The 11,306-nt window shown below is 67.9% G+C and carries 9 protein-coding genes; 5 read left to right on the top strand and 4 right to left on the bottom strand.

Annotation, left to right across the window (positions count from 1 at the left end; all coding sequences use genetic code 11):
• Nucleotides 1-1,038 (bottom strand): MFS transporter (locus tag VIR09_RS29305; protein ID WP_332016065.1); only part of this gene is annotated, 1,038 nt, incomplete at its 3' end.
• Nucleotides 1,039-1,135: 97 nt separating this feature from the next.
• Here VIR09_RS29305 and VIR09_RS29310 point away from each other — a divergent pair.
• The 4 genes from VIR09_RS29310 to VIR09_RS29325 all read left to right on the top strand — a co-directional run bounded on the left by VIR09_RS29310 (nucleotide 1,136) and on the right by VIR09_RS29325 (nucleotide 4,682).
• Complete coding sequence (locus tag VIR09_RS29310) at nucleotides 1,136-2,026, top strand: helix-turn-helix transcriptional regulator (protein WP_332016066.1); 891 nt, start codon at nucleotides 1,136-1,138, stop codon at nucleotides 2,024-2,026.
• Nucleotides 2,027-2,114: 88 nt separating this feature from the next.
• A complete protein-coding gene (locus VIR09_RS29315) occupies nucleotides 2,115-3,008 on the top strand; it encodes a DMT family transporter (protein ID WP_332016067.1) in 894 nt (297 codons plus the stop codon).
• A gap of 77 nt (nucleotides 3,009-3,085) precedes the next feature.
• A complete protein-coding gene (locus tag VIR09_RS29320) occupies nucleotides 3,086-3,841 on the top strand; it encodes a PadR family transcriptional regulator (protein WP_332016068.1) in 756 nt (251 codons plus the stop codon).
• A 25-nt stretch (nucleotides 3,842-3,866) separates the two neighbouring features.
• A complete protein-coding gene (locus VIR09_RS29325; protein ID WP_332016069.1) occupies nucleotides 3,867-4,682 on the top strand; it encodes a siderophore-interacting protein in 816 nt (271 codons plus the stop codon).
• A 37-nt stretch (nucleotides 4,683-4,719) separates the two neighbouring features.
• Here the strand turns inward: VIR09_RS29325 and VIR09_RS29330 are convergent, their stop codons facing one another.
• On the bottom strand, nucleotides 4,720-5,598 hold the full coding sequence (locus VIR09_RS29330; RefSeq protein WP_332016070.1) for a LysR family transcriptional regulator: 879 nt from the start codon (nucleotides 5,596-5,598) through the stop codon (nucleotides 4,720-4,722).
• Nucleotides 5,599-5,701: 103 nt separating this feature from the next.
• On the opposite strand from VIR09_RS29330, the gene VIR09_RS29335 reads away from it, so the two are divergent.
• Nucleotides 5,702-6,562: an oxaloacetate decarboxylase gene (locus VIR09_RS29335; RefSeq protein WP_332016071.1), complete on the top strand. Its 861-nt coding sequence runs from the start codon at nucleotides 5,702-5,704 to the stop codon at nucleotides 6,560-6,562.
• A 10-nt stretch (nucleotides 6,563-6,572) separates the two neighbouring features.
• On the opposite strand, the gene VIR09_RS29340 is transcribed toward VIR09_RS29335, so the two are convergent.
• Both VIR09_RS29340 and VIR09_RS29345 read right to left on the bottom strand, forming a co-directional pair.
• Entirely contained in the window at nucleotides 6,573-9,449 is a 2,877-nt protein-coding gene (locus VIR09_RS29340; protein WP_332016072.1) for a WG repeat-containing protein, read from the bottom strand.
• A partial coding sequence (locus VIR09_RS29345; RefSeq protein ID WP_332016073.1) for a WG repeat-containing protein occupies nucleotides 9,446-11,306 on the bottom strand: 1,861 nt, incomplete at its 5' end. The genes VIR09_RS29345 and VIR09_RS29340, both read right to left, overlap by 4 nt.

Consider the following 11,306-nt stretch of genomic DNA (forward strand, 5'->3'; position numbering starts at 1 on the left):
GCGCGTGCCGAAGCGCGCGACGAGCCGCGGCGCCGCCATCGAGCCCGCCACGAAACCTACGCTGGCGGGCGCGAAGATCAGGCCCGCCGTCAAGGCGTCCAAGCCGAAACCCGTCTGCACCAGCAAGGCATAGCAGAGGAACATCGCGCTGGTGGTGGAGTACACCAGCATCACCAGCAGGCAGCCCGCCGCGAAGCGCGGCTGCGCCAGCAAGGCCATATCGACCAGCGGCGCGCCGTCGTGGGCTGCAATGCCGCGCTGCATGCGCACGAACAGCGCCAGCGTGGCGACCGCCGTCACGCCGCAAGCCACCGTCCATGCGGGCCAGTGCCGCGTGGGACCTTCGATAAGCGCCAGCAACAGCAGAGCCAGGCCCGCGCCCACCAGCGCCGCGCCAGGCCAGTCCATGCGCGCGCCCGAGGGCTCGCGCGATTCTGGAATGTGGCGGGCCAGCCGCCACGCCAGCAGGCCTACCGGCACATTGAGCAGGAAGATGCTGCGCCACGCCAGGCCGAATAGATCGGCATGCACGATCCAGCCCCCCAGCACCTGTCCCGCGATGGCCGCCAGCCCCAGCGTCATGCCCAGCAGGCCGAAGGCGCGCCGCCGCTCGTGGCCTTGATAGCTGACGCGGATCAGCGCGTAGACCTGCGGAAACAGCATGGCTGCGGCCATGCCTTGCAGGACGCGCGCGGCGATCAGCGTGTCGGCCGTGGGCGCAAGGCCGCACAGCGCCGAGGCCAATGCGAACCCCGCCATGCCCAGCATGAACAGGCGCCGGCGGCCGTGGCGGTCGCCCAGCCGGCTGCCGGCGATCAGCAGCACGCCGTAGGCCAGTTCGTAGGCGGCAATGATGAAGCTGATCTGCGCGAAGCTGGCGGACAGTGTGGACTGCATGCTGGGAATGGCGACGTTCACCACGAACAGATCAAAGATCGTGATGAAGCCGCCCGACAGCAGCACGGCCAGGCCCAGGCGGCCCAGGGCGGGCGGCGGCGCAGCTTGCAGGCCAGGGCAGGGGAGCGTGGAGGAAGTCATGGAAAGCGCCATCGGAGTCAGGATGGGCGCTATTCTGGAGAGGCTTTTAGCCTTATACAATTTAGCTGTTTATGCTATTACTGGGTGCAATAGACTTATGACCGCCGCCGTAGCCCCGAAGCGCCTGGAGCGCACTCGCGCCGACCTGTCCGAGTTCCTGCGGCTGCGCCGCGAGCGGCTCAGTCCCGCCGCGGTCGGACTGCCTGCGGGAGGCCGCCGGCGCACGCCCGGTTTGCGCCGCGAAGAGGTCGCCGCGCTGGCCGGCGTGGGCCTGGCCTGGTACACCTGGTTCGAACAAGGCCGCAACATCAGCGTGTCGGCCGGGCTCCTGGAAAATCTGGCGCGCGTGCTGAAGCTGGACGCCGCCGAGCGTCGCCATTTGTACTTGCTGGCGCACCAGCGCCCGCCATCGGAACCGGGCCGCACCTGGTGCACGGTCCCTGCGCAGGTGCGACGGCTGATGGACGATCTGCCGGCGCGTCCGGCTTACATCCTCAATCTGCGTTGGGACGTGGTGGTGTGGAACGCGGCCGCGGACCGCGTGTTCAATTTTTCGGCGCAGGCGGAGGGCCGCAGGAACCTGCTGTGGATGCTGTTCGCCGACCCCGCGATGCGCGAACTGTTCGTGGACTGGCCGACGCAAGCGCCCGCCATGCTGTCCACCTTCCGACGCGATTTCGCCAGCGCGGGCCAGGCGCCGGATGTGGCGGAACTGGTCGACGAACTGGAATGCATCTCGCCGGATTTCAAGGCCTGGTGGCGCGAACACGATGTGCATGGGGCTTGCATGGGCCTGCGCAGCCTGTGCCTGCCGTCCCTGGGCGAGCTGGCGTTCGAACACTCCACATTGTCGGTCGACGAGAGCCGGCATTTGCGGCTGGTGGTCTACGCGCCCGCGCCGGACGAACCTAAGGCGGCGGATTTCGAGCGCTGGCTCCGGGCTCGCGAAAACGCCAGATCCAGGCCCGCCCGTGGCACCAGGGAATAGGCGCGGCGTGGGTCTACGGCGCCGCGGCGGGCGGCTCCTATAGTCGGGACTTCTTCGTACCGCCACGTCCTCGCGGGCGCCTCCGCTCATGTCCACCGCCACGCTTTCCCGCCGCCACGCCTTGCTGCTTTTGGGCGTGGTGGTGCTGGCCTGGGGCTTCACCTGGATCGTCAACAAGCAGCTGCTGCAATACATGACGCCCATCTGGGCTGCGGCGGCGCGCACGCTTGTGGGCGCGGCCGCACTGCTGTTGCTGGGCCTGGCGCTGCGCCGCGTCGCGTGGCCGGTCAAGGCCGACCTTCCCGTGATCCTCAGCGTGGGGCTGCTGCACATGGGCGCCTTCGCCGCGCTGGTCAGCCTGGGCATGCTGTACGTGCCGGCGGGCCGCTCGGCTGTGCTGGCCTACACCACGCCGCTGTGGGTGATTCCCGGAGCCTGGCTCTTTCTGGGTGAATCCGTGAGCCGCGCGCGGCAAGCCGGGTTGGCGCTGGGCCTCTTGGGCCTGGTTGTCATCTTCAACCCGCTGGACTTCGACTGGAGCGATCGCGACGCGCTGGTCGGCAACGGCCTGATCCTGCTGGCGGCGCTGTGCTGGGCGGCCAACATCGTCTACGTGCGCGCGCACCGCTGGGTGACGCCGCCGTTCGAGCTGGCGTTGTGGCAGGCCCTGTTGGCTTCGGTCGTGCTATCGGCCGTGGCCTGTGCCGCCGAAGGCCCGCCGCAAGTGGCGTGGAGCGCCGACCTGGCGTGGTTGCTGGGCTATGCCGGCGTGTTCGGCATCGCGGTGGCGCACTGGGCTGCCGTGAACGTGAATCGTGCATTGCCCGCGGGGGTAACTTCCATCGGGCTTTTGGGCGTGCCCGTGTTCGGCCTGCTGTGCTCGGCCGTGTTCCTGCATGAGCCGGTCAGCGCCTCGCTGCTGGCGGGCATGGCGTTCATCGTGGGAGGGATCGCGGCAGGGGTGATCGAACGTCGCGCTTGACGGCCGGTCTATCGCAGGTATATCGTAAGATATATGTCGTAAGATATAGATCTTGCGATAGACACAGGAGGTAAACCATGCGTGATGCCCAATTTCTTACCGCATTCGTGCGCCGTGCCCGCCAGAAGCCGGAGGGCCGCCACGATCATTCCCATCATCCCCATGCGCACCATCGCCACCACGGCGACGGCCATGGCCACCATCAGCGCCACGCCGGCGCGGGCGGCGACTGGTTTTCCGGTCCGGCCGACGAGCGCGGCGAGGGCGGCGGCTTCGGCGGCGGTTTCGGCGACGACGGCCGCGGCTGGACCCGCAGCCGCAAAGTCAGCGCCGACGACCTGCAGCTGATGCTGCTGGGCCTGCTGGAAAAGAATCCCAGCCACGGCTATGAACTGATCAAGGCGCTGGGCGCGCTCAGCAACGGCTTCTACACGCCCAGCCCCGGCATGGTCTATCCCGCGCTGACCTATCTGGAAGAGCTGGGCTATGCCACCGTGGAGCAAGAGGGCGCGAAGAAGCGCTACCACCTGGCTGAGCCGGGCCGCGCGCATCTGGACGGCAACCGCGAGCGCCTGGCGCTGATGTTCAACAAGCTCAAGCACGTGGCGCGCAAGATGGACTGGATGCGCCAGGCCTGGAGCGGCCAGCCGCGCACTGTCGGTCCGGAAGGCGAAGACACCACTACGGGTTGGCTGCCGGAATTCGTGGCTGCGCGCCAGGCGCTCAAGCGCGCGCTGCTGGACCGCACCGACGCCTCGCCCCAAGAACAACGGCGCATCGCGGCCATCCTGGCCCGCGCCACCGCGGAAATCACGGATCCGAGCTGTTCCTGATTCCGATTCTTTTCCTGGAGTATCCATGACCCGCAACGACCTGAATGTCGAACGCGTCCGCCACGACCTGAAGATGCGCACGCTGACCGTGGCCAGCGTCGAACGCATTGCCGGCCTGCTGGCCCGCGTCACCTTCACGGGCGACGACCTGCAGGACTTCGTATCCGCCTCGTTCGACGACCACGTGAAGCTGTTCTTTCCCGCCGATCCGTCCTTGCCGCCGGCGCTGCCGGTTGTGACTTCGGACGGCATCAAGTTCCCCGAAGACGCGCCCAAGCCCGCCGCGCGCGACTACACCCCGCGCCGTTTCGACACAGTGCGCAGGGAGCTGGACATCGATTTCGTGCTGCATGGCGACGGCCCTGCCTCTACCTGGGCTGAACAGGCCGAACCCGGTCAGCAACTGGGCATCGGCGGTCCGCGCGGCTCTTTTGTCGTGCCCAAGGGTTTCGACTGGCATGTGCTGATCGGCGACGAAACCGCCTTGCCCGCCATCGCCCGCCGCCTGGAAGAACTGCCGGCCGCCGCGCAGGCACTGGTGCTGATTGAAGTGCCGCAGGCTTCCAACGAGATTCCGCTGCCTACCCAGGCCCAGGCTTCGGTGCGCTGGCTGCATCGCAACGGCACCGCGCCGGGCTACAGCACCCTGCTGCTGGAAGCGGCGCGCGAGTTGAAACTGCCGCCGGGCGAAGGCTATGCCTGGGTCGCCGCAGAATCCGCAGCGGCCAAGGCCGTGCGGGAAATCATGGTGACGCAGCACGGCGTCGACAAGAGCCGTATCCGCGCCGCCAGCTACTGGAAGCGCGGAGCGGTGGCCGTGCACGAGTCGCACGAAGGCTGAGCGGCTCCAACCGCCGGCAGGCGCGGGAGCAAGGCCCTCAACCGCCAGCCAGCGCCAGCAGATTGCGCACGCGTCCGCCCGCGCCGTGCTCGCGCACGGCAAGGCCCAGCACCGCGCGCGGCCAGTCCAGCGCGAAGGGACGGTACACCACGCCGTCAGGGCGCAGATGGCGCAGCGACGCCGGCACGACGGCTACGCCCATGCCCGCGGCCACTAGGTTCACCGCCGACGACAGTTGCGGCGCGCGCTGGCCGATCTGCGGATTCAGCCCATGCTGGCGGCAGGCCGCCATGATGTCGGCGCTGAGCCCATAGCCGGACTTGCGCGAATACAGGATGAAGCGCTCCTGCTCCAAGTCGGCCGGCGCCAGCCGTTTGCGCCGCGCCAGCGGGTGGCCCAGCGGCAGCGCCACCACCAGCGGCTCTTCCGCCAACTGCGTGAACGCCAGGCCGCCATCCAGCGCGAAGGGCGGCCGCACGAAGGCTGCGTCGATGGCGCCGCTGCGCAGCTGCGCCACCAGGGTTTCGCTATCGCCCTGCGACAGCGTCATCTCCACGTCCGGGTATTGCTGGCGGTACTGCCGTATCAGTTCCGTCACCACGCCGCTGAAGGACGCGGACTCCGTGAACCCCAACGTCAGTTCGCCGACTTCGCCGCGCGCCGCGCGTTGCGCGGTCAGCATGGCGGCCTGGGCGCGCTGCAGGATGTCCTGCGCGCAGACCAGAAAGGCGCGGCCGGCGTCGTTCAGCGCCACGCCGCGCCCGGTGCGGTCGAACAGCGGCGTGCCGACTTCCTGCTCCAGCTGGCGGATCTGCTGCGACAGCGGCGGCTGCGCCATGCCCAGCTGTTCCGCGGCGCGAGTGAAGTGCTGGGCCTCGGCGGTGGCGACGAAATAACGCAGGTGGCGCAGTTCCATATCTGTACTTTTAAAGTATCGATTATCAATTTTCCATATATTGGACATTCTATTGCGACGCGCCGATCATGCATACATCGACGACACCCGCAAAGGAATCCGCATGACTGCCCCTATCAAACCCAGCACCCTGTTGCGCCAGCAACTGGCTCGCGACATCGTCGTGGCGCCCGGCGCTTATGACGGCATGTCGGCGCGGCTGGTGGCGGCCGCGGGCTTTTCCGCCGTCTACGCCAGCGGCGGCGCCATCGCGCGCGCTGCGGGCTATCCGGACATTGGCCTGCTCAGCTTCACCGAGGTCATGGACCGCGTGGAGAAGATCGTGGACGCCAGCGGCCTGCCGGTGGTGGCCGACGCCGACACCGGCTTCGGCGGCTCGGCCAACGTGGAGCGCACCGTGCGCATCATGGAACGCGCCGGGGTGGCGGCCTTCCATATCGAAGACCAGTCCTTTCCCAAGCGCTGCGGCCATCTGGACGACAAGAGCCTGGTGGACGCCGAGGAAATGTGCCGCAAGGTGCACATCGCGCGCCAGACCCTGAGCGACCCCGACGCGCTGGTGATCGCGCGCACCGACGCCATCGCGGTCGAAGGCTTCGAGGCCGCGCTATCGCGCGCCGAGCGCTACCTGAAGGCGGGGGCGGACATGATCTTCGTGGAAGCGCCCGAGACGCTGGAGCAGATCCGCGCCATCGCCGAACGCCTGCCGGGCCTCAAGCTCATCAACATGTTCTACGGCGGCAAGACCCCGCTCACGCCGCTGGCCGACCTGGCGGCCATGGGCTACCGCCTGGCGATCATTCCGTCGGATCTGCAGCGCGCCGCCATCCACGCCATGCAGGCCACGCTGGCGGCGATCAAGCAGACCGGCGACAGCAGCGCGCTGGCCGATCAGCTCACCAGCTTCAAGGAGCGGGAAGAGATCGTGCAGACGCGCCGCTATCTGGCGCTGGACGCGCAGTAGGCGCGCGGCGCTAGCGGGGGCAGCGGCTGGGCAGGCTCAGCGGCCACAGCCGCTGGTTGTGCGAGCCGTACAGCGTGCGCACGCCGCATTCGAGTTCCACGCGCGCCACCTGCTTGCCGGCGGGATCGATGATCATCGACTTCTCCAGCGTGGACACTACCGCGCGGCCATTGCGGAATGGCGCGACCGCGCGGTAGTCGGCGGCGATCACCAGCTTGCCCTGGGCGTCCACGTAGCCGTAGCCGCTATCGATGCCGACCGGTGCCAGGCCTTCGCGCAGCAGGCCCAGTGCGTCGAACGCGGGGCCGGCCAGCGTGCCCTTGTCGTCCACTGCGCGCATGCCGCGGTTGGACACGCGCGCCACGGCGCGTCCTTCAGAGTAGGCCGACGCAACGCCCTCGACGGAGAGCCGCTTCTTGCCGTCCAGGCCGGTGTAGTCGGTCATCTCCCGGTTGCCCACGTAGTAGTGCCGCAGCAGCATGTCGGAGCCCAGCGGCCAGCGCCATTCGCCGACGGGCAGCGCGGTCACGGTCTTGCCCTGGTCGTCGATCACCCGTGGACCGTCCTCGCCCGTCAGCAGGGCGCGGGCAGGTTCGCCGCGGAAGGTGCCGGCGGTGGCTGTCAAAGGCGCGATCTGCCATTGCCCCTGGCTGTCCAGATAGCCGATGCGCGGTCCGCGCCGCAGCACCGTCCAGTCGCCCATGCGCAGGTAGTCCGCGTCCTCCATGTCCACCGCTTCCGAACCGTCCGGCGTGATGGTCCAGCGGTGCTTGTCGTCGCTGGCCGCGATTGCGCCGTCGCTGTCCACGCCGACCGAGAGCTTGGCCCGGAAGGCGGTCAGCGCGCGGCCCTCGGCGTTGAAGACGGCGGCGGGGCGCTCATACTCGTTCTCCTGCGGGCCGGCCTGGCGCAGCTTCCAGATCCGGGCGGTGATGCGTTCGGCGCTATGGTGGTTGGGTGGCACGATCCACTTGCCCTGCAGGTCGATGATGCCGACGCGGTCCTGGCCCAGCGAGGCGATCGCCTGGCCGTCCTGGAAGAGGCCGACGTCCTGGAATGCGGGCGCGGCGAGCTCCTTGCCGGCGACGAAGTCGTACAGGCCCCAGGGCGAGCCCTCGGCCGCGATCTTGAGGAAGCGGACCACGCCGGGGGCGACGATCTGCGCTTCGAAGAAGTCGCGGGGCAGGTCATAGGTCTTGCCGTCGCGGTCCAGCATGCGGCTCACGCCGTCTGCGTAGGCCGGCGCATAGCCGTGGCGGAACGGCCCGATATGTTGCTGCGCGGGCAGGTCCATGGGCTTGCCCATGGCATCCAGCAGCAGCAGGCCTTCGGCGGTCTGAGCGGCGTAGCGCAATTGCTCCGCCTTGAGTCCAGCGGCTTCGGCATCGGCCTGCGCTCCGTAGTCGTCTTCGGATCCGTCCAGCGGAATGATGTTGCTCCAGGCCGGATCGGAGGCGATGCCACCGTCGGCCAGCAACAGGCCGGCGCCGTCCTCGGCGCATTGGCAGTGGTCCTGCGCCAGCAGGCCCAGGGCGCTGCCGGGTATGTCCAGCGGCAGCTCCTTGAGCGAGCGGCTCTTGGCGGCCTCGACCGTTTCGGGCTTGAGCAGCGCGCGGCCCTCGTCGTCCAGCACGTTGAGCAGTTCGCCTTCCTGTTTGAAGACCCACAACTTCCCCTGGCTGACCACCATCCTGCCGGTGTCCTTGAGCCAGGCGGGAGCGGTCTCGGCATATAGCCAGTTGCCCATGGGAGTCAGCAGGCCTACGGGAACGCGTTCGTCGTTCGAGAACAGCACGTAGCCTTGCTGGTCCTCGGCCACGGACAGGCCCGCGCCCAGCGTCAGCGGTTCCGCGCGTCCCGGTACCAGCGCCATCTGCTTGCCGCCAGAGGGGTAGATGATGGCGTCGCCGTAGCGCTGGGATCCCTGCGCTTCGGCGGATTTGAGCGTGGTGACGGGCTTGCCGTCGCTGTCCAGCACGGCATAAGAGCCACGGCCGAGTTCGGCGCTCCAGAATGCCGGGGTCACGGGCATCATGCTGCGGTAGCCCTGACCCGCGCCCACGGCCTTGCCATCCGCGTCCAGCAGCAGCACGTCGCCTTCGCTATAGGCGACGGCCATCGAGCCGTCTTCGCCCGGTACCGAAATCTCCTGATAGTTGGGCTCCAGCACCCACTTCCAGTCCCGGTCCACCAGGCCGTACCGGCCTTCCGCATTGATGGCGATGTAAAGGCCCTTGCCATAGGGTTTGATGAGGCTGACGCCGACGTCGTTGTAGCGGCGCTCGCCGGTACTGGAGCGGTACTCCGGCTTGTACTCGACCGTCGCCAGCGCCGGCACGCCCGCGCCCAGATGCAGCGATTGCACCCCCTCATCCATCGGTTCGCCCACTGACTGCCCCTTGCGGTCGATCAGTTGGTAGCGGCCATCCAGTATGGCTACGGTCAGGCCGATCTCGGCGTAGTCCTGCACGGCGTCGTAGCGCGGCGGCACCGCCATCCGGCCTTTGGTGTCGATGAAACCCCACTTGCCTTTCCATTTCACCGCGGCCAGGCCGTGGCTGAAGTCGCCCACTGCTTCGAAGATGGGCGCAATCGCCAGCCGGCCGTTCTGGTCCAGGAAGCCCCAGGCATGGCGGCGCAGCGATTGATCGGGCGGCACGCGGTTGATGTTCACCAGCGCGGACGGCAGCAGCACCGCGGCGCGCTGGTCTGCCAGCGTGCGGATGCAACCGTTGGCGTAGGGGCTGACATCGTCGTCGACCGTGAGGCTGTAGGGCTTTTCCTCGATGCAGTATGAATTGCCAAACTGCGCATGCGCCGACAGGGACGCGCCCAGCGCGGCCAGGGCGCAGGCAAGGCGGGTGATGCGTATCGCGCGTGACTTCATGGTTGTTTCGCTTTGGCGTTGTCGGGGGCGAGTTCGAACTTGTCGGCCACGGGGCAATCCATTTTCTGCAGCGGCCAGGTGATCCTGCCCTGGTCGTCCAGGATCGTCACCGTGTCGCACACCACGGTAAACGTGGCGACGGGCACGCCCTTGGTATCGATGTACTGCGTGTTCCTGCTCTGGTAGCTGCTGCGGACCAGCGCGCGTTCCTCACTGAAGTTTCCGGCCCAGGTAAAGACGGGCGGGATCGCATAGCGTCCTGTCAGGTCGATGTAGCCATACAGCTTGCCGGAATACTGCAGGCGTCGCGCCACGGCCAGGCCGTTGTTCAGCGGGCCCAGCGTGTCGAAATGCGGTCCCACGATGCGCTTGCCGCTGGCATCGATGAAGCCGTTCCTGCCGTTGCCCGAGCCGCTGCGGTAGGTCGCCACGCCTTCGTTGGCGTGGCGGTCTTCCACGCTATACGTGCCATCGATGCGGGTGATCTCGCGGCCCTGCAGGTCCGTCATGACGCTGACCGAGTTTTCCGAATCGTGGAAGACGATGCGCTGCATGGAGGCCAGCGGCGAGCCGTCGCCCCGCTTGGGCAGCACGGTCTTGCCGTCCTGGTCGATCAGGCGGTAGCCGGACCCGGTGTAGGCGCGCGCCAGCCCCTCGGGCTGCGCGAAGAATGGGTTGAACTCGCCGTAGATGGCGGGAACCTTCATGTTGCCGCGGGCATCGATGGCGCCTTCGCCGTCTTCGTGTTCGATGTAGAGCCAGTGCTGGTACAGCTCCTTGTTCTTGGCCCGGCTGTCGGATACGCGCGTGGCGTCGCCCTTGGCGTCGAACACCACGGTTCCGCCGTCTGCAAGCGCGCCCAGGTAGCGTCCGTCCTTCAGCCGGTCCGGCTTGCCGGTCAGAAGCTCGCTGGATTTGCCGCTACGCAGGTTCACCAGGCGGTAATTGGTGTCGTAAGAGCTGCGGGCGCGCTGTCCGGAGCCGTTGTCCTCGACCAGCATCAGGCCGTTGCCCAGGTATTCCAGCTTGTAGGAGCTTTCCTGCGTGGCGGGCACTATCCACTTGCCCTCGCGGTTCATCACGCCCCAGCGGTCCTGGTGCTGGACCTTGGTCCAGTCGTCCTCGAACTTCTCCATGCTTTCGTACACCGGCTTGACCGCTGGCGCGCCCTTGGCGATGTTCCAGATCCCCCAGCGGTTCTCGCGGTTTTCGTCAGGCGCGCGGTACTGGATCAGTTCGCCGTCGAAGTTCATGGCGCCGTCCAGCACCTCGGCCGGAACCGTGGCGGCTTTGCCGCGGGCGTCGATCACCAGGCTGTCGTCGCCGCGGCTGCGCGCTCCGCCCGCCAGCGCGTAGGCGCCGCGGAACGGACGGATGACGCTGTAGCGGGGCGGCACGGCCCAGCCGCCGTCGGCATCGATGGCGCCATACTTGCCATTGGTGGCGCGCACCGGCAAGGGCATCGACGCGTCATAGCTGGACATGTCCTCCCAGTCCGGATTGGTCACGATCTTGCCCTTGGACGTCAGGATGCCCTGGTGCTGCTTGTAGTCCAGGGGTCGCAGCAGGGCCAGCGGCAAGCTGTCCGCGGTGGCGCGGCCGCGGGCGGATTCGCTGGCGGAAACGGCCCTGATGTCGTAATCCTGCAGGCGCGCGACCGTGTCGGCATCGAGCAGGGGCTTGCCTTCGCGCGTGTAGATCTGCAGCAGGCCGCCGCCGGCATCGGGCGCCGCGTCCGCGCTTGTCGCTTCTGCTGCTGCGGCGGCGGCGTCTACTGCCGCGGTGGCCACATCCATCGCGGCAGGCGTTGCGACGTCGACGGCCACGGTCGCGGCAACCGAAGCTTCGGTTGCCGCC

Origin of the sequence: Achromobacter sp. (assembly GCF_036567245.1) — a bacterium.
Classification (GTDB): domain Bacteria; phylum Pseudomonadota; class Gammaproteobacteria; order Burkholderiales; family Burkholderiaceae_B; genus Achromobacter.

Coding starts and splice junctions, on each gene's coding strand:
- VIR09_RS29335 (WP_332016071.1), top strand. CDS start 5,702: ATGACTGCCCCTATCAAACCCAGCACCCTGTTGCGCCAGCAACTGGCT.
- VIR09_RS29315 (WP_332016067.1), top strand. CDS start 2,115: ATGTCCACCGCCACGCTTTCCCGCCGCCACGCCTTGCTGCTTTTGGGC.
- VIR09_RS29320 (WP_332016068.1), top strand. CDS start 3,086: ATGCGTGATGCCCAATTTCTTACCGCATTCGTGCGCCGTGCCCGCCAG.
- VIR09_RS29325 (WP_332016069.1), top strand. CDS start 3,867: ATGACCCGCAACGACCTGAATGTCGAACGCGTCCGCCACGACCTGAAG.
- VIR09_RS29330 (WP_332016070.1), bottom strand. CDS start 5,598: ATGGAACTGCGCCACCTGCGTTATTTCGTCGCCACCGCCGAGGCCCAG.
- VIR09_RS29340 (WP_332016072.1), bottom strand. CDS start 9,449: ATGAAGTCACGCGCGATACGCATCACCCGCCTTGCCTGCGCCCTGGCC.
- VIR09_RS29310 (WP_332016066.1), top strand. CDS start 1,136: ATGACCGCCGCCGTAGCCCCGAAGCGCCTGGAGCGCACTCGCGCCGAC.